The sequence below is a fragment of the Collinsella ihumii genome (assembly GCF_030385545.1).
GTDB lineage: Bacteria > Actinomycetota > Coriobacteriia > Coriobacteriales > Coriobacteriaceae > Collinsella > Collinsella ihumii.
Genome location: NZ_JAUEIQ010000003.1, coordinates 35,784 through 54,597, shown reverse-complemented (window position 1 = coordinate 54,597; position 18,814 = coordinate 35,784). Strand labels below are relative to the sequence as shown.

Genomic DNA, 18,814 nt, shown 5'->3' with positions numbered 1-18,814 from the left:
AGTGGAGGTCCCAGGGCGAGCTCTCGCTGAAACCCCCTGTTAGACCTCCGTGGGCACGGCGGCCCGGGCGGGGTTGTTCATGAAAAAGTGTGGGGTGGTTCAGGGGCGACGGTATGTCCCGGCTGCCGCCCCGCCGTGGTCGCAGGGGCCATCGTATCCACGGTGGCCTGGCAGGGACTTGCTAAAAAATCTGAGCAACGTGTACCGGAGTGTTGCCCGCGATGCTATCAGCGACCGAGTCGTTCTTTCCGAATGGGGCGGCGCAGCCGTTTAATATGCCGACCGCGCAGCAGGATCGTTGAGCCCAGGGAGACAGGCGGTTTCTTGTTGCCACAATAAGGAAGATAATGAATAGTACATCTATTTTAGTGTATTGGGTATATTCATTATTGCCAGCGAAGTCCGCGCGCGGGCGACGCCACCGATAGGGAGGCGACGCCTATGGATATGATCATCAATCTCCTGAAAGCCCTCGCGACCATCGTGAGCACCGTGAAGACGCTCTTCGAGTTGTACGACCGGTGGAAGGAGAGACAGCGCGATAACGGATGACGAAGGGAGATGAGAAGAGCCCGGCGGCAACCGGGCTCTCGAATAAATAACCCGCGCCGCCCGCGCCTAGCTTAACTCCAAGCGGGCTTCGCTGGCATATCCAGTATACCACCTTGCGTCTCGTTTCATTCAGCGACAGGGAGCCGGTCTATCTCGGGGTCAGCCTATTGACGTGTTGTTTTCAAATGCGGTATCTCATTGGATGGAACGCCGTGAACGTGCTCCGAGAGAGGCTAACCGTATATCCTCGTTGCGCATGCGTCCATGCTGAAGGGAGGACATGCCATGAACATCACATGGGATGCCAACGACTATGAGCAGGGCTTTTCATTCGTGCACGAATACGGGTCAGCTGTGCTTGACCTTATCGACGCGAAGCCGGGGGCTTGGGTGGTCGATCTGGGATGCGGTACGGGCGCGCTGACTGCCGAGCTCGCGCGGCGCGGCTTCGAGGTCACGGGCATCGACGCCTCGCCCGACATGATCGAGTCGGCGCGTCGGGACCATCCGGGGTTGCGCTTTGAGCAGGCGGACGCCCTGACGTTTACGCTCGATCGGCCGGCTGACGTGGTGTTTTCCAACGCGGTCTTCCATTGGATCGAGGGCGAGCGCCAAGATGAGCTGCTCGCTAACATAGCCGCCAACCTGGTGGAGGGCGGGCAGCTGGTCTGCGAGTTCGGCGGAAATGGCTGCGCGGCGCAGGTTCATGCGGCGCTTGCCGACGCGTTCGCGCGCCATGGGCTGACGTATCGGCATCCGCATTATTTCCCGACGATCGGCGAGTACGCGCCGCGGATGGAAGCGGCGGGCCTGCGCGTGACCTTTGCCACGCTGTTCGACCGCCCCACGCCGCAAGAGGGCGCCGACGGCATGGCCAACTGGATCCGCATGTTCCTCAAGAAGCCGTTCGAGGGTGTCGATGACGAGCTCGCCCAACGCATCGTCGACGAGGCGGTTGAGGCGGTCCGTCCCTCTCTGTGGCAGGACGGACGGTGGATCGTCGATTACGTGCGCATCCGCCTGCGTGCTCAGAAGGTTGCCGCATAGCACGCCTGCCAAGCGTCCCTTGAGCATCCGTTGAGGGGATGTGTTGTTTACCGAGAGGTCCGTCCCGACCGGGTGCGCGTCTGCTCAAGATACAGGGTCTCCTCGAGCTGGGAAGCTTCGGGCTGTTCTGCGGGTTTATCATTTGGAAACACAACATGTAGTGATACCGTTCACAGAAGAAAACAAGATATTGAGAAACATTCAAGTTCTCCTTGATAGAATCGATATCGCTGGCCGCTGAGTTCTCCTCGCCTTCGAATATGAGGTTTTCTGTCCACGCGAGGGGAGATACTCAGGCTGCCGAGAGAAAGCGAGGTTGCTCATGGCCAAGACTATCGATGAGCTTATCACCCGTCGTTTCACCGCGGCGCTCGACGATGCCGCATATGCGGGCAAGACCGTCTACGACCTGTTCGATTGGGAGAGGCGCGATGTCCATCTCACCGACTACAAGACCGGCAAGGTCTTGTGCGACATGCACGATCTGGAGTTTCCGGCGCGCTATTCGCAAAATGCGGTCGACATCATAGCGTCCAAGTACTTCCGGCGCGCCGGCGTCCCGGACACGGGGCACGAGACCTCGATGCGGCAGGTCGCGCATCGCATGGTCGACTTCTGGGTCGCGGCGCTCGTCGACGAGGGCCTGGTGGAGGAGGGCGAGCAGGCGCGCATCCTGTACGACGAGCTCGTCTACATGATCCTCGATCAGCGCTTCGCGCCGAATTCGCCGCAATGGTTCAACACCGGCCTGGAGCGCGCCTACGGCATCCACGGTGAGCCGCAGGGCATGTTCTACGTCGACCCGGCCACCGGCGAGGTCGTGGAGTCGGCCGATCAGTACACGCGCACGCAGGCATCGGCCTGCTTCATCGTGTCCGTTGAGGACAAGCTGCTGGGGGACCACTCCATCTCCGACGAGTTCGTGACCGAGACCAAGCTGTTCAAGGGCGGTTCCGGAACGGGCTCCAACTTCTCCGCGCTGCGCGCGGAGGGCGAGAAGCTGTCGGGCGGCGGCGTCTCGAGCGGCGTCATGAGCTTCTTGCGCGGCCTCGACCGCAACGCCGACGCCATCAAAAGCGGCGGCACCACGCGCCGCGCCGCCAAGATGGTGAGCCTGGACATCAACCATCCCGATATCGAGAAGTTCATCACGTGGAAGGCGGCCGAGGAGGACAAGGCGCTCGCCCTCATGAAGATGGGCTATGACGGGGACCTCAACGGCGAGGCGTACTCGACCGTTTCGGGCCAGAACTCCAACAACTCCCTGCGCATCGACAACGAGTTCATGAAGAAGGTCGACAACCTGGATGCCGATCCGGACGCGACCTATCGTCTGCGCGGGCGCGTGGACCCCTCCAAGGACAGCGACGTCTCGGTCGCCCATATCTGGGACGTGTTCAACGAGAGCTCCTGGCGGTGCGCCGATCCCGCGCCGCAGTTCTCTGATACGTTCAACGAGTGGCACACCTGCCCGGCGGGCGAGGACGGCCAGGTGGGGGCGCCCTACAACCGCCTGAATTCCACGAATCCGTGCGGCGAGTACGCGTTTTTGGACGATTCGAGCTGCAACCTCGGTTCCATCAACATCTACCGGTTCTATGACCCGGCAACCGATGCGTTCGATATCGAGGGCTACGAGCACGCGATCGACATCGCCCAGCTTGCGCTCGAGGCGTCCATCGCATGGGGCCAGTTCCCCACGCGCGACATCGCGCGCAGGACGTATCGGTTCCGCGCGACGGGCCTGGGCATCTCCAACCTCGCGAGCCTGCTCATGGCCAAGGGCGTTCCCTACGACTCGCCGGAGGCCCGCGCGCTCGCGGCGGCGATCGTCGGCACGCTCACGGGGCGCAGCTATGCCGCCTCCGCGCTCATGGCGGCAAAGATCGGCCCGTTCGACTGCTTCGAGCTCAACCGCCGCTACATGATGCGCGTCATCCGCAACCACGCCCGCGTGGCCGGTGCGCGCGACGACGCGTTCGAGCAGCTGACGGTGCAACCGCCCGCGGTCGACCTCTCCCTGCTCGAGCAGGTGGGGGAGCGCCCGCTCGCCGATGCGCTCGTGGCGTCCTGGCGTGCCGCCGAGGAGCTGGGCGAGGAGCACGGGTACCGCAACGCGCAGATGACCGTCATGGCGCCCACGGGCACCATCTCGTTCGCCATGGATTGCGCCGCGACCTCCATCGAGCCGTTCTTCAGCCACATGATTTACAAGAAGCTGTCGGGCGGCGGTTTCATGACCATCGCGAACCCGGTGATCGGCGACGCGCTGCGCAGGCTGGGCTACGCGGAGGACGAGATCGCCGACATCCTCGACTACGTGCAGGCGACCGACGAGAACGGCATGGTCGTCGACGGCAAGATCGAGGGTGCGCCGCATCTGCGCGACGAGCACCTGCCCGTCTTCGATACCGCGAACACGTGCGGCACGGGCGAGCGCTATATCGACCCGCGCGGGCACGTGCTCATGGTCGCCGCGATGACGCCGCTGATCTCGGGGGCGATCTCCAAGACCGTCAACCTGCCGAACTCAGCCACCGTCCAGGATTTCAAGGACGTGGTGATGCTCGCATGGAAGACGGGCTGCAAGGGCATCACGCTGTATCGCGACGGGTCCAAGAACGCACAGCCGCTCAACACCAAGCTGACCGACGACGGCGCCGTCAAGGACCTGGGCGACCTCAGCTACGCCGCGCTGCTCGACTATGCGCGCGACGCGCAGGCCAAGCTCGCGAGCGAGCACAAGCCCGCCGAGCGTCGGCGCATCATGGGCATCCGCAGCGGCCACACGCATCTGGCGCAGATCGACGGCGTCAAGATCTACACGACGGTGAACCGCAACGAGGACGGTGACATCTCGGAGCTGTTCGTGACGACCGACCGCGAGGGCACCACGATCATGGGCCTGCTCAACTCGCTGTCCAAGACGATCTCGGTCATGCTGCAGTACGGCATTCCCGCGGAGCGGATCTCCAAGATGCTGCGCGGGCAGATGTACGAGCCGTACGGATTCGTCCAGAGCCATCCGTACATCAAGTACGTCAACTCCATCTCGGATCTGATCTCCAAGGTCATCGACATCGAGCTGGGGGACTACACGCGCGTCCAGGTCAAGCCGGAGGGTTGGTCGCAGGTGGCAGGCGCCGTCCCCGCGCCCGCGGCGGCAGCGCCCGCTGCGCCGGATCCGCTGTTCGACGACGAGCCGGCGGTAAGCGACGAGGAGCTGACGCGCCTGACGGCCGCCAAGCAGGATGAGCTGCTCGAGGAGACGGGGACGTTCGATAGCAAGGACCGCTATACCGCGGCCTTCGTGAACGAGGCGGTGCACGACACGGCGATCCATGGCGAGCGCCTGTACGACGGCAGCACCTGCCCGAACTGCGGCAGCTCGCGCATGGTGCAAAACGGCACGTGCAAGGTCTGCATGGATTGCGGCACGACCACCGGCTGCAGCTGATGCAAAAAGCGCCCGCCCGGCACATCAGACGGAGTCTGCGTGCCGGGCGGGCGCCTGTTTGTGCCATCGGCCCCTGCTTCGGATTGCCGAGGGGCGTCGGGGCGTACCGGGCGGGTCGTGCCTAGCGCTCGAGCTTGAGGACGACCTCCACGCGTCGATCGACCTCGTCGGCAAAGGCCTGGGCGTCGTCCATGGTGCCCACGATGCTGCCGTAGTGCGTCGGGATGGCGACGCGCGGCATGATCCGGTTGATGAAGGCCGCGGCCTGATGCGGGTCCATGGTGTAGGTGCCGCCGATGGGGATGAGGGCGATATCGCAGCTGACCTGCAGGGTATCGGGGTTCTGGTCGGTGTCTCCCGCCACGTAGACGCGCGTTCCGTCGATCGTCACGATATAGCCGATCCACGCGTTCTCGCGCGGATGGAACCCGAGGCGCCCGGGCTCGACGTTGTAGGCGGGCACGGCGTTCACGACCATGTCGGCCAGCTCGATGTGCTCGCCCGCCTGCATCGTGTGCACGCGTGCCGCCTTCGCCTGCGTCGCCCCGCCGGCCATGGACGCGGGTACCACGAGCTCGGTGGTGTCTTTCGCCACGCGTTCTATATCCTCCGGTGAGAAGTGATCGTAGTGCGCGTGCGTCACCAGGACGAAATCGGCGTCGTGCGGGGCCTCGGTCAGCTGATACGGGTCGAAATAGATGACGGTTCCCGCGGCGCTCTGGATGCGGATGCAGCTATGGGTCAGGACGTGGATGTTGTCGAGATCAAGATGAGCCATGACGGTAGTCCTTTCTGGACGGGTGCATGAGGCGCGGTGCGCCATCAGGAGTTGTACCCATGGGATTTGCCAGACCGGCTCGCATCTGCGCAGGAAACACAATCGACATGACGAGCGGCGGGACGGCACCGCCCCGCCGCTCGCTGTGCAGCCCGATTCCCTAGACCGTCATGCCGCCGTCGACGTGCAGCACGTCGCCGGTTACGTAGGAGGCCAGATCGCTCGCCAGGTAGACGAACGCGTTGGCGACGTCCTCGGGCTGGCCGACGCGCTTCAGCGGAATGGCGTCGGCGATGGGCTTGATCATCTCCTCGGGCAGGGCGGCGACCATGTCGGTGGCGGTCACGCCGGGAGCGACGGCGTTCACGCGAATGCCGCGCGGGCCGAGCTCGCGCGCGAGCGAGACGGTGATGCCGTTGACGGCGAACTTGGACATGGGGTAGCCCACGCCGGACGGCTGGCCGTTCTTGCTCACCATGGAGCTCGTGTTGAGGATGACGCCGCCGGCCTCCAGCAGGCGCGATGCGGCCTGGCAGCCGTTGAGCACGCTTTTGATGTTGACGTCGACGACGCGGTCGAAGTCCTCGGGCGCGTAGTCGCCCAGCGCGGTCGATTGGGAGATGCCGGCGTTGTTCACGACGATGTCGAGCCCGCCGAAATGCTCCTTGGTCTCGCGCATGGCCTGCTCGACGGCCGCCTCGTCGGTCAGGTCGGGGGACAGGCCGATGACGCGGGCGTCCGCGTTCTCGGCGACGATGGTCTCAACGGCCTTGTCGGCGGTCTCTTGGCGGCTGCCGCACAGGGCGACGTTCGCGCCCTCCTCGAGGAAGCGCTTGACGATGGCGAGGCCGATGCCGCGCGAGCCTCCGGTGATGAACGCGGTCTTTCCAGAAAGCAGCATATCTGGTCCTTTCATGTTGAGGCACCGCTCGATGCGGGCGCCCATGGGTTGGATGTCGCTCGGGAAATACCCGCTCTGCCGTGCGATATACCAGCATGCGCACCGCATTCGGCTGCCGGAGGGGACCGAATCGGCAAAGCGTTCCGCATGAAAACGACCCGCGTCGCGCATCGGTGCGGCTACAATGGGGCGGTTGTGTCGACAGGGGGAGGCGACGGTGGACATTCTGGTCATCATGTGCGCGGGCGCGGTCGTGGGAAGGCTGCTCGTTCCCGCGTCGGTCAAGCGCGTCAACGAGCTGTTCCAGACCTGCTGCACGGCGCTGCTGATCTTCGCGATGGGCATCTCGCTTGGGGCGCAAGACGACTTCCTCTCGAACCTCGGCGTCTTCGGTGCGCAGAGCCTCGTGTTCTGCCTGCTGCCGACCGTCTGCTCGGTGATCCTCGTCTACCTGCTCACGAATTGGCTCATGGGAGACGGGAGGCCCGATCCATCCGCTGGTGCCCATCCTGGTGCGACGGGCGGCATCGCGCGCCGCATCCGTGCCGTGGTGCACGAGGAGGGCTTCGCCATCATGGCTTTCATCGCGCTCGCGCTCGGCATCTTGAGCGGCCTGGCCGCGCCCTCCTTTGCGCCGTTCGCGCTCCTGTCGGATCACAGCACGCTCGTGCTGTGGCTCTTGATGTTCTCGGTGGGCATCAGCGTGGGCCTTCGTCGCGGGCTGATCTCGAGCATCCGCGAGCATCACGTCAAGACGCTGGTGATTCCGTTCGGCGTGGTCGTGGGTTCGATAGTCGGAGGAGCGCTCGCCGCGGTGGCGCTCGGCTACGGCCTGCGCGAGGGCATGGGCGTGGCGAGCGGTCTGGGCTGGTACAGCCTGGCGGGCGTCACGATCGAGGGGATGGCCGGCGCCCAGCTCGGGGCGATCGCGTTTCTCAGCAGCCTGATGCGCGAGCTCATCTCGTTTTTCTGCATCCCGTGGATCGCGCGCCATCTCAACTACTACGCCTGCATCGCCGCGGCCGCTGCCACGAGCGAGGACACGACCCTTCCCATGATGATCCGCTACACCGACGAGCGGACAGTGGTGTTCTCGCTGGTCAACGGCATCATCTGCTCGACGTGCGTCCCCTTTTTGCTCGCGTTGTTCTTCGGCTGAGTTTTCGCGTGCCGCGCCTTTGGGCGTCTATGCGGGCTTTGATGCAACGATTGACCCCCGCCTTCATTCATGAACGAAGGCGGGGGTCAGTAATAACTTTCCTGCGGAAATGCCGAAAGGAGCCTCGTTCATTCATGAATGAACGAGAGCCTCTGGGGGTTAAGCGGACAGCTTGCGCCACGCGAGGTAGGAGTACACGCCGGCGAACGCGGTGGCGCCGAGGACGGTGACGAGCATCACGCCGATGGCGATGGCAGGTGCGATCGATGCAAAGAGCGCGGCGATAAACGTCGCAATCCCGGCGATGATGAACGCAGGGCCTGAGGCGCGGTGCGTCCGGCGCCACACTTCCTCGCTTGCAAGCGTCCAGGGTGTGCGGATGCCGAAGGTGAAGTTGGGTTTGACGCGGGGCAGATAGTTGCCCAGCACGATGAACAGCAGTCCAAAGAAGCCGATGAGCAGCGTGTTCAGGACAGCACCGTCGGTGGAGAGGTATCCCCAGACGGTGAGGGGGCCTGCCCAGCTGATGGCCATCATGAACAGCGTGAGCACGGTCACAAAGGTGCGGTAGATACCGGAAAAGCGCTCGAAGTTGCGTCCCTTGGGGTCGATGCGCGGCACGATGAACAGCACGGCGAGTATGATGGCCGGTAAAGCAGCCATCGCGAGGGAGGCTTCCTTGCTGTTCCAATCATCGACTCCGTCGACACCCCAATGGCTGGGCAGCTGATCGGGCATAGCCGGCAGCAGTGCGATGTAGGTGGCGAAGTTCACAAGCACGGCGAGCGCCAGCACGATCCAGAATGCGAGCTCGCCTTTCGAAAGACTACGCTTCATGGTTATTGCTCCTTATCGGTAATGTTGTAGAACCACGCGATGATGTCCTGGAGCACGGTGGTCTCCAGACTGTAGACGATATGCCTGCCGTGGCGCTCCGAGCTGACGAGCCCCGCTTCCCTCAGCACGTCGAGGTGATGGGAGAGCGTCGCCTTGCTCATGTCGAAGTGAGTGCCGATCTCCCCGGCCGTGAGGTCGCCGTCGCCGAGCAGCTCGAGGATCTTTCTGCGGGTCGGGTCGGAGAGTGCCTTGAATCCGTCTCCTGCCATAGGGCATCCCTCCTTCGGTGCGGAGTATACCCCAACAATTCGATAGATATCAAATTAATACGAGCGGTCGAACGGGAACGGGTCCCGGAGCCTTTTGATGCAGATGGCGCCTTCCGTCCGGATGCCTCTCTCCTCTGTGTCCGCGCAACCTGCTACGCTGTTGCCATCAGACATCACGTCAGGGGAGGACGCATGCAGTATCGTGAACTGGGCCGTACCGGACTCAAGGTCAGCGAGATCGGATTTGGCGGCGAATGGATGGACGGCACCCCGGAGGAGACGCTCGAGGTCGTCGCGCGCGCCCATGCGGCCGGCATCAACATCCTGGACGTATGGATGCCCGATCCCACGCGTCGCTCCAATCTTGGTGACGCCCTGCACAAGCTGGGGATTCGCGACCAGTGGGTCATCCAAGGGCATCTGGGTTCGACGTGGCAGGGCGAACAGTACGTCCGCACGCGCGATCTCGACCAGGTGAGGCCTGCGTTCGAGGACCTGCTCGCGCGCTTCCATACCGACTATATGGATCTCGGCATGATCCACTATGTGGACAAGGTCGACGAGTACGACGAGATCATCGCCGGCCCGTTCATGGACTACGTGCGCGACCTGCACGAGGCGGGTACCATCCGGCATATCGGCCTGTCGACGCACAATCCGCAGGTGGCGAAGCGTGCTGCCGAGAATCCCGAGATCGAGATGATCCTGTTTTCCGTGAACCCGGCGTTCGACATGATGCCCGCGACCGAGAACCTCGACGACCTGTTCGGCGAGGCGGGCGAGCAGAGCGCGACCGACGGCATGACGCCGGAGCGCGCCGAGCTCTACGGGCTGTGCGACCAGACGGGCACGGGCATCACCGTCATGAAGGGCTATATGGGCGGCCGCTTGTTTGACGCCAAGACCTCGCCGTTCGGCGTGGCGCTCGCGCCCGTCCAGTGCCTGCATTACGCGCTGACGCGCCCGGCGGTCGCGAGCGTGATGGTCGGCTTCACCACGCCCGAGCACGTGGACGGGGCGGTCGCCTACGAGACGGCATCCGATGCCGAGCGCGACTACGCATCCGTGCTGGCGGGCGCCCCGCGCCACGCCTACGTGGGCCAGTGCGCGTATTGCGGCCACTGCGCGCCCTGCCCGCGCGGCATCGATATCGCGACGGTCAACAAGTTCTACGACCTCGCCACCATGTACGACGAGGTGCCCGACTCTCTGCGCGAGTACTACCGCGCGCTCGACGCAACGGCCGCGGACTGCGTCGCCTGCCGTGCGTGCGAGAGCCGCTGCCCGTTCGGCGTGAAGATCGCCGACAAGATGGCCAGGGCCGCCGAGCTGTTCGGCTGCTAGGGGAACGCTGGTCGATTCTTCCGCGGCGGCTGGCCCCATGCCGGCGTCGCGAAAGCAATCAATCGACGTTTTCCAGGGCGCCCTGTTGTCTACCTCGTTTCCGGAGCATGGGGGCGCACCCCTGTACCAGGGCGTCGACAGATTGTAGACACCTGTGAATTGCCCATGGCATGCCCTCCGACCCGCTAGGATGGTCAGCAAATGACCGAGATCGGAGGTGCATCATGGCGCAGACCGTGCTGATAGCCGAGGACGACGCGGACATCGTCGAGCTGTTGAGCCTCTATCTTGCGGCGGCTGGGTTCCAGGTGCTTACGGCTGCGGACGGGAAGCAGGCGCTCGCGACGGTGCGCGAGCATCCGGTGGATGTGGCGCTTGTGGACATCATGATGCCGTGCATGAACGGCTTCGACTTCATACGCGCAGCGCGTGCGTTCAGCGACGTGCCGATCATCATCGTGTCCGCCCGCACGATGCCCGCCGACAAGATCGTAGGGCTAGACGCTGGGGCGGACGGTTACATCTCGAAGCCGTTCGACCCGTTGGAGGTGACCGCCTACGTTCGCGCGGTGCTGCGCCGCGCATCGATGCGGGGGACCGACGCCGAGGGCGGCGACGCCCCGCAGGCCGCTTCGGGCACGGGTGCCGAGATGGGCGAGCAGGGATCACCGTCTCCCTCTTCTTCGGTTTTGACCTGCGGCGACCTTTCGTTCGACACGGAGCGACTGGTGCTCAGCCGCCTGGGCCGCGCCGTCCCGCTTACCGCGGCGGAGCTGAAGATCATGGCCGCCTTCATGGCCTCGCCGGGCCGCGTGTTCTCCAAGGACCAGCTGTACACCTGCGTGAACGGGGAGCCTGCGGTGGGCGGAGCCGGCAGCGTCATGGTGCATATCTCGAACATCCGCGCCAAGCTGGAAGACGACCCGCTGCGCCCCCGCTATATCAGGACCGTGCGCGGCTTGGGGTACCGGCTCGATGCGTAAGGAAAGCGGGCGCGTCCGGGGTGGATCCGGGCGACGCGGGATGAGGAGCAGATCGCTTGCCGGCGCGCTGCGCGTCGCGACGCGCAGCCTGACCGCCCGCTGCCTGGCCGTGCTCGCGGCCTACGCGTTCGTGCTGGGTGCTATCGCCTTCGCGGTGGGGGCGGCCGGCGAGTTCTTGCTGGCGACCGCCTTTCCGTCCATGGAGACGGTTCTTGCGCACGAGGGGGATCTCGAGCACGACCGGTTCGGCGCGCTGCGGGATCCCGAGCTCTCCTCGTGCCGCATCGCGGTGTTCGACGGCGACGGGGCGCGGCTGTACGCCTCCGACGACGTCGCTGCCAAAAAGATCAGGGCGAGCTACCTGCCGCTCATCAACGATTATCGGGAGGGCCTGTTCTACGAGGTGTTTTCCGAGCAGGTCGACGGAGAGCCGTGCTATCGCATCATGATGTGCTCGGCCACCGAGTACGATGTGCTCGTAGAGGCCGGCGATGCGGACGGAGGCGCCGACGTGCTCGTGGACGCCGCCTACAAGCGCATCGACGCTCAGGCGCTGCTCGATGCCGACCTGAACGTTCTGGACGGCGACCTGTTCTCGGGCAGGACCTCGCTCAGCCGTCGCGAATTCAACTTCATCAAGGGCATGTACGACGCGCGGATGTCCGTCGAGCGGCTCGATTACCAGACAGCTGACGGCGACCTGCGCACGCTGGTGCTGGCCGCCCCGCTGGTGAACGATGCCGCCTATCAGCGCGTGGTGGACGATGCGGGGCGTATCGCCTTGCTGGCGATTCCTGCCGGGTTGATCGCCACGGTCGTGGCTGCCTGGGGGCTCGCGCGCCTGATGCGGCGTGCGGCGCGTCCGCTGGACCGTGCGATCGAGACGTATCGGAACGGAGGCGAGGTCACCCCCGCCGAGCAGGTCCCTCGCGAGCTCATGGCCACCTATGACAACTTTACCGACCTCATGGATCGTCTGCGCACGGCGCGACTGGAGCGCCAGCAGCTCATCGCCGACGTCTCCCATGACCTCAAGACGCCGCTCACAGTCATCGGCGGGTACGCCCAGGCGCTTGCCGACGGCGTGGTTCCCCCTGACAAGGCGCCCGGCTACCTGCGCTCCATGCGGGATCGGGCGCAGGCGGCAGGCGAGCTCATCGACTTGCTGTTCAGTTTCTCCAAGATGGAGCATCCCGCGTACGAGCCTCATCTGCTGGAGATCGACGTGGCGTGCGAGGTGCGCCGTGCCGCCGACGAGGCGCGCGGGCAGGTCGAGAGCACCGGGTGCACGCTCGAGGTGTGCGCGGAAGGTCCGGCGCGCGCCCTGGTCGATGTGCAGCTGCTGCGCCGCTCGGTGCTGAATCTGATAGACAACGCCTGCGTTCATAATGAGCCCGGCGTCCGAATCCGCGTGGCGTGCTCGCGTGACGAGGGGTCAGGGTTTGTGGCGGTCTCGGTGTCCGATACGGGAAAGGGCGTTGACCCTGCGATAGCCGAGCGGATCTTCGAGCCGTTCGCGACTTCGGATGAGGCTCGCGCCGCAGGGTGCGGGACGGGTCTGGGGCTTTCGATCGTGCGCCGCGCCGCCGAAGTCATGGGCGGCAGGGCCTATCTCGACACTGCCGTGGACGCTCCATGGTCGACCCGCTTCGTGCTGGAACTGCCCTGCGCAGAAGAGGCGGACCGCTAGGAAAACACGCCCCGCACCCGCCCGCGTGCAAATCGGGGACGTACCTTCCGCATGCACTTTTGCACGCTGGGGACGTACCTTCGGCGTGCACAAGCGCATGCGGAAGGTACGTCCCCGATTTGCAGTCGCGGCTCTGCCAAGCCCTGCCAGACCGGGCAGAGCTCACTCGATGCGCCGGCCTCTCCACGCGATGACCAGCGCTGTTATGGAGTTGCCGAGCGCCTTGTGGCGCTGCGCGTCCTGGGCGAGCCCCCGGTGCTCGTCGCAGCCGGGAGGCGGGGCGGGTCGCGCTCCCGGCTGTTCGGAAGTGCATGCGGAAGGTACGTCCCCAATTTGCATGCACGCAGAAGGTACGTCCCCAATTTGCACAGCGACCAGATGAAAAATCATGCATACCGAGTTTGTCATTGTTTTTCGGTGCCGATTCTCAACATGCGCCGCACCTCTCGGCATTTCCCCAGTTGAATCCTGCGGAAATGTCGAAGCTCTCGCGACGGTGGGAAAACGGGACCCAAAAACAATGGCAAACTCGACCCTGCCCAATCCGCCTTCCCGCGAAATGCACAAACTACCAATTAATCTGCATAATAACCATAGAATTATGCAAATTCTCGTATGCAAACAAATCTGGACAAATCGGCTCCGTCCAACAGCCTCACTCTTAGCGAACCTTTAGGTTCCCTTCAGGGGTCCTGAAGGGAACCTCCGTAAGCTTGATAGTCGAAATCGAGCGACCCGGCAGACACCGGGAATCGAGAGGAGGTCGACACGATGTACGAGGTGCTTGTGAAGAGCGCTCCCGCTGCCGTCGAGGCGGGGGCCTCTGCGTACCGCCATACCGCACTCGTGTTTCTCGAGCGCGGGGCGGTCCGTCATCCGGGCAGGGTGGCGGTTGTGGACGAGCGCTCGTCGTATACCTACGGACAGCTGTTTTTCCGTGCGCGCCGTGCAGGGTCCGGGCTGATCGCGGGCGGGTATGCGGGTGCGCCCGTCGTGCTGTTCATGGAGAAGGGCTCGCTGATGCTCGCGGCCATGTTCGGGGTCCTTGCGGCCGGGGGCTGCTACGTGCCCGTGGACATGGCGGCGCCCGTCGAGCGCTCCCGTGCGGTGCTGAACGCGTCGGGCGCCAGGGTCGTCATCGCCGCCGCCTCTGACCGGGAGGCCGCGCGCGAGCGCTTTCCCGAGGCGGACGTGCTGGCTGCCGAGGAGCTGGTCGAGTGCCCCGTAGACGTTGCTGGGCTCGCGCGCATCGCGCGCGGCATCGTGGACAGCGACGCCGCGTACGTGCTGTTCACGTCGGGCTCGACGGGGACGCCGAAAGGGGTCGTTGTGAGCCATCGCGCCATCGTCGACTTCGTGGGCACGTTCGTCGAGACGTTCGGGCTGCGTCCAGGCGACATCTTGGGCAACCAGGCGCCGTTCGACTTCGATGTCTCGGTCAAGGACATCTACGGGTCTTTGGCCGCCGGCGCGCGGCTGGTCATCCTGCCGCGCCGCCTGTTCTCGGCGCCCTCGGAGCTGATGGACGCGCTGCGCGCCCATCGCGTGACCGTCATGGTGTGGGCGGTGGCCGCGCTGTGCCTGCTGTCCGCCCTGCGCGGCTTGGAGCGGGCGGATCTGCCGCGGGTGCGCTTCGTCATGTTCAGCGGCGAGGTCATGCCCCCGCATCACCTGCGGCTCTGGATGGAGCGCTTGCCCCAAGCGCGCTTCGTGAACCTGTACGGCCCCACCGAGGTCACGTGCAACTGCCTGTTCCACGAGGTCGATCGCGAATGGGCGTATGGGGACGGCCTGCCTTTGGGAGAACCGTTTTCCAACCGGCGCGTCTTGGTGCTGGACGGCGCGGGGCATGAGGTCCGCGGGTCCGGTGAGGTGGGCGAGCTGTACGTGGGCGGCTCGGCGCTCGCCTCGGGGTATGCGGGCGACGACGAGCGCACCGCGCGGGCCTTCGTGCGCAATCCGCTGCAGCCGCTCGTGCGCGAGACCCTGTACCGCACCGGCGACCTGGTGCGTCTGGGGGACGGCGGGGAGCTCTTCTTCTGCGGGCGGGCGGACAACCAGATCAAGCATCTGGGGCATCGCATCGAGCTCGAGGAGGTCGACGCCGCGTTCGAGCGGCAACCGGGCGTGCTGCGCTGCCGATGCGCGTACGACGCTCGCCGACAGCGGATCTGCGCCTTCGTGGAAGGGGCGGACCTCGACGTGCGCGCCCTGCGCCACGCCGCGGCTCGGGTGCTGCCCGGACCGTTCGTGCCGGCAGCGGTGGTGCCGGTGGAGACCATGCCGCTCACCAAGAACGGCAAGGTGGACCGCGCCGAGCTCCTCCGCCTGCATGCGGACCGACGGGCGGTGTCTCCGAACTGAGCACCTTGCCGGGCGCGCTTCGGCCGGCTGCTTTCCCTTCTTCGATATCGCAACAGTCATACGTCTCATCCCATGCGGGAGAGCAGGCGGCCAAAGCGCGCCCGGATCGAAGCGGTCGCGGGCGCGGCCTTATCCGGACGCGAACGGAAAACGAAAGGACTTCTCATGAACGTAACGGCTCCTGCGGGCCTCGGAATGGACGACGCGGGCCTGCTTCGGCTTGCGCGGGACTTCGGCACGCCATCCTATGTGTTCGACGCGCGCGTTCTCGCCGATCGCGTCGCGTACCTGCGTGAGATGCTCCCGGAGGGCGTGGGGCTGTGCTTCGCCATGAAGGCGAACACCTTCGTGCTGCCCGAGCTCGTCTCGCTCGTGGACCGTATCGAGGCCTGCTCGCCGGGCGAGCTGCGCATCTGCGAGCGCATGCAAGTGCCTGCCGGTGCCGTCGTGGTGTCCGGCGTGCACAAGGATGCGCAGACGGTGGACGCGGCGCTCCGGTGGCCCGAGATGCCCGCCGCGGTGACGGTGGAGTCGCGTGCCCAGATGGACCTGGTGCTGGATCGGGCGCGCGCCCACAGGGCTTGCGTTTCGCTGCTGCTCCGCCTAACGAGCGGCAACCAGTTCGGCGTTGACGCAGGCGAGCTCAAGCAGCTTGCCCGTCGGGCGCTCGACGACCCGCATGCGGATCTGCGCGGCGTGCAGTTCTTCTCCGGAACGCAGAAGACCTCGCTGAAGCGCATCGGCCGCGAGCTTTCCCGCGTCGACCGGCTGCTGTCCGAGATGGCAGACGAGCTCGGATGGGAGGCGCCGGAGCTCGAGTACGGACCCGGCCTGCCGGTCGCGTACTTCGCGGGCGACGCGTTCGACGAGACCGCGTTTCTCGCCGAGCTCGCCGGCCTGCTCGAGGGCATGGCGTGGCGCGGTCACGTCACGCTTGAGGTGGGCCGAAGCATGGTCGCAAGCTGCGGCACCTATCTGACGCGCGTCGAGGACGCCAAGGAGAACGCGGGCGCGCGCTACGCAATCGTGGACGGCGGCATGCACCATCTGGCCTACTACGGGCAGTCGATGGCCATGCGCCAGCCCCCGTGCCGGCTGTTGTCGCAAGCCGGCGGCGCGCCTGCGGACGAGGCGCCCGCGGCAGGTTCGGACCTGGCATCCGAGGCCTGGAACATCTGCGGGTCGCTCTGCACGGCGAACGACCTGCTCGCCAAGCAGATGCCGCTTGCGGGCCTGCGGACCGGAGACGTGCTGGCGTTCGGCACGGCGGGAGCCTACTGCGCCACCGAGGGCATCTCCTTGTTCTTGAGCCGCGACCTGCCGCGCGTGCTGGTCGTGGACCGATCGGGCGATGCCCGCCTGGTGCGCGACACGCTTCCCACCGATCCGCTCAACTCCCCGACGCCGTAACCGGCTCAAGGGCAGCCGCGAGGAACGGGCGCGGACGGCAGACCGCCGTACCCGCCATCCTTCCGAATCCAAAGTGGCGGCCTGCCGCCTGCGCCCGTCCCCCGCGGCTGGGGTGCAACCCGCCCCTCGGTCATTCTCGGCGCGCGTTCGCGCCGTCTCGCATCAATCGATTGGAAAGGACTACCCATGGACGCCATTCTCGACATTCTCGAAGACCTCAAGCCCGGCGAGGACTATCGCACCCGCACCGATCTGGTGGATGCGCGCGTGCTCGATTCGCTCACGATCCTCGCGCTCGTCTCGGAGCTGGAGGACGCCTTCGACATCATCATCCCGGCAGTGGAGATCGTTCCCGCGAACTTCAACACCCTCTCCGGGATCTGGGATATGGTCAGCCGCCTGCGCGCGGCCGATCTGTAGGACCTGTCGGCTTCGGGGACGATCGCTATGGAATCGTATTTCTCGGTGGCGATGCTCGGGGTCATCCTGCCTCTCACCGTGCTGCTCTACCAGCTGGTGCCCCCGCGCGTGCGCCCCTACGTGCTGCTGGCCGCGAGCTGCGTGTTCTACGCGAGCGTCAGCGGGGTGCTCATCGCGTTCGTGCTGCTCTCCGCCGTATCCATCTGGTTGGTGGGCCTGGCGCTTTCCTCGTTGGATCGGCAGCAGGCGGCGGCGCGCGCGGCGGCTGCGGACGCGGATGCCCGACGCGCGGTGAAGCGTCGCTATCGCCGCTATCGTCGCGGCGCCGTGACGGTGGGCGTGGCGGTCAACATCGGCCTGTTGGCGGTGCTGCGCTATCTGCCCCACTTCGTGCCCGCAGGCGGAGTGCTGGACATCTCGGGTATCGGCGTGCCCATGGGCATCTCGTTCTACTCGCTGCAGGCGGTCTCGTACGTGGTCGACGTGTACCGAGGCGGGGTGCAGGCGGAGCGCAACCCGTTGAGGCTCGCCTTGTTCCTGTCGTTTTTCCCGCAGGTCATGGAGGGTCCGATCTCCCGGTACGGCCAGGTGGGCACGAGCCTTTCGGCGGGCAGGCCCATTACGGTCGACGGCCTGTGGAGCGGGTCGGTGCGCATCATGTGGGGTCTGGTCAAGAAGATGGTCGTGGCCGATCGCGTGAACGTTCTGGTCAAGACGGTGTTTTCCGACCATGCCGCCTACGACGGGGGTGTCATCGCCCTGGCGGCCGCCCTCTACACCCTGCAACTGTACTGCGATTTCTCGGGCACGATGGATTTCGCCGTCGGCGCGGGGCGCATCTTCGGCGTGACGGTGCCTGAGAACTTCCGCCAGCCCTTCGCGTCGCGCACGGCGGCGGAGTTCTGGCAGCGCTGGCACATCTCTTTGGGCGCATGGTTTCGCGACTACGTGTTCTACCCGGTGTCGTTGAGCGCTCCCGTCAAGCGCGTGACCGGCGCCGCCCGCCGCGTGCTCGGCAACCGCGTGGGGCCGCTTGCCGCGAGCGGCATCGCCCTCGGCTGCGTGTGGCTCGGCAACGGGATATGGCACGGCGCGGGCAGCCAGTACCTGCTGTTCGGACTCTACTACTTCGTGCTCATCTGGCTCGGAGGGTTCGCGGGCCTGGCGGGGGACGCGATCTGCGGCCGCATGGGCGTGTCGCGCTCAGGTGCCGCTTGGCGCGCGTGGCAGCGCGTGCGCACGCTCGCGGTGATCGTGGTGGGCGAGCTCATCTTCCGAGCCTCGAGCGCCGGCGACGCGCTGGCCATGCTCGGCCGCCTCGTGGGCGGGTTCACGTTCGCATCGGCTGCGGACGGCACCGTCCTCGGCTTGGGCATGGACGCCGCGGACTTCGCCCTGGTTGCCGTGGCGATCCTGGTTCTGGCTGCGGTGGGGCGCGCGCGGGAGAGCGGCGTCCATCCTCTCGCCCGGCTGTGCCCGGCGCCTTATGCGGGGCGCGCAGCCGTGGTCATGACGCTGTTTCTGGTCGCCATCGTGTTCGGGGCGTACGGCGAGAACTACCAGCCGGTTGACCCCATGTACGCACAGTTCTGATAGGGGGCGG

At 65.6% G+C, this 18,814-nt stretch carries 14 protein-coding genes; 10 read left to right on the top strand and 4 right to left on the bottom strand.

The annotated features are described in order from the left end of the window. Window positions 1-837: 837 nt before the first annotated feature. Both QVN30_RS04085 and QVN30_RS04080 read left to right on the top strand, forming a co-directional pair. Window positions 838-1,599 (top strand): class I SAM-dependent methyltransferase, encoded by a 762-nt coding sequence (locus QVN30_RS04085; protein ID WP_289835563.1) that lies wholly within the window; start codon window positions 838-840, stop codon window positions 1,597-1,599. A gap of 322 nt (window positions 1,600-1,921) precedes the next feature. Next, window positions 1,922-5,056 carry a vitamin B12-dependent ribonucleotide reductase gene (locus QVN30_RS04080; protein ID WP_289835562.1) on the top strand — a complete coding sequence of 1,045 codons (3,135 nt, stop codon included), beginning with the start codon at window positions 1,922-1,924 and terminating at the stop codon, window positions 5,054-5,056. Window positions 5,057-5,177: 121 nt separating this feature from the next. Here the strand turns inward: QVN30_RS04080 and QVN30_RS04075 are convergent, their stop codons facing one another. Continuing rightward, a complete protein-coding gene (locus tag QVN30_RS04075) occupies window positions 5,178-5,834 on the bottom strand; it encodes an MBL fold metallo-hydrolase (RefSeq protein ID WP_289835561.1) in 657 nt (218 codons plus the stop codon). A gap of 160 nt (window positions 5,835-5,994) precedes the next feature. Continuing rightward, window positions 5,995-6,735, bottom strand: a complete 741-nt coding sequence (locus tag QVN30_RS04070; protein ID WP_289835560.1) for an SDR family NAD(P)-dependent oxidoreductase — start codon at window positions 6,733-6,735, stop codon at window positions 5,995-5,997. Between the two features lie 217 nt (window positions 6,736-6,952). Here QVN30_RS04070 and QVN30_RS04065 point away from each other — a divergent pair, with 217 nt between their 5' ends. Continuing rightward, a complete protein-coding gene (locus QVN30_RS04065) occupies window positions 6,953-7,894 on the top strand; it encodes a LysO family transporter (protein WP_204571188.1) in 942 nt (313 codons plus the stop codon). Window positions 7,895-8,053: 159 nt separating this feature from the next. Here QVN30_RS04065 and QVN30_RS04060 read toward each other — a convergent pair whose 3' ends face one another. Both QVN30_RS04060 and QVN30_RS04055 read right to left on the bottom strand, forming a co-directional pair. Continuing rightward, a complete protein-coding gene (locus QVN30_RS04060) occupies window positions 8,054-8,731 on the bottom strand; it encodes an SdpI family protein (protein ID WP_289835559.1) in 678 nt (225 codons plus the stop codon). Window positions 8,732-8,733: 2 nt separating this feature from the next. Next, the gene (locus QVN30_RS04055) at window positions 8,734-9,000 is read right to left on the bottom strand and encodes an autorepressor SdpR family transcription factor (protein WP_204540032.1); all 267 of its coding nucleotides are present in this window, start codon (window positions 8,998-9,000) and stop codon (window positions 8,734-8,736) included. Between the two features lie 192 nt (window positions 9,001-9,192). Here QVN30_RS04055 and QVN30_RS04050 point away from each other — a divergent pair, with 192 nt between their 5' ends. From QVN30_RS04050 to QVN30_RS04020, 7 genes are all read left to right on the top strand, one after another. Further along, window positions 9,193-10,344, top strand: a complete 1,152-nt coding sequence (locus QVN30_RS04050; protein ID WP_289835558.1) for an aldo/keto reductase — start codon at window positions 9,193-9,195, stop codon at window positions 10,342-10,344. Window positions 10,345-10,568: 224 nt separating this feature from the next. Beyond that, window positions 10,569-11,327, top strand: coding sequence for a response regulator transcription factor (locus tag QVN30_RS04045; protein ID WP_289835557.1), 759 nt, complete (start codon window positions 10,569-10,571; stop codon window positions 11,325-11,327). Between the two features lie 40 nt (window positions 11,328-11,367). Continuing rightward, window positions 11,368-13,017, top strand: coding sequence for a sensor histidine kinase (locus QVN30_RS04040; RefSeq protein ID WP_289835556.1), 1,650 nt, complete (start codon window positions 11,368-11,370; stop codon window positions 13,015-13,017). Window positions 13,018-13,788: 771 nt separating this feature from the next. Next, window positions 13,789-15,381: an amino acid adenylation domain-containing protein gene (locus QVN30_RS04035; protein ID WP_289835555.1), complete on the top strand. Its 1,593-nt coding sequence runs from the start codon at window positions 13,789-13,791 to the stop codon at window positions 15,379-15,381. 165 nt (window positions 15,382-15,546) lie between these two features. Beyond that, on the top strand, window positions 15,547-16,791 hold the full coding sequence (locus QVN30_RS04030; RefSeq protein ID WP_289835554.1) for a diaminopimelate decarboxylase family protein: 1,245 nt from the start codon (window positions 15,547-15,549) through the stop codon (window positions 16,789-16,791). A gap of 186 nt (window positions 16,792-16,977) precedes the next feature. Further along, window positions 16,978-17,211: a phosphopantetheine-binding protein gene (locus QVN30_RS04025; protein WP_066828890.1), complete on the top strand. Its 234-nt coding sequence runs from the start codon at window positions 16,978-16,980 to the stop codon at window positions 17,209-17,211. 27 nt (window positions 17,212-17,238) lie between these two features. After that, window positions 17,239-18,804 (top strand): MBOAT family O-acyltransferase, encoded by a 1,566-nt coding sequence (locus tag QVN30_RS04020; protein WP_289835553.1) that lies wholly within the window; start codon window positions 17,239-17,241, stop codon window positions 18,802-18,804. The last annotated feature ends 10 nt before the right edge of the window (window positions 18,805-18,814 follow it).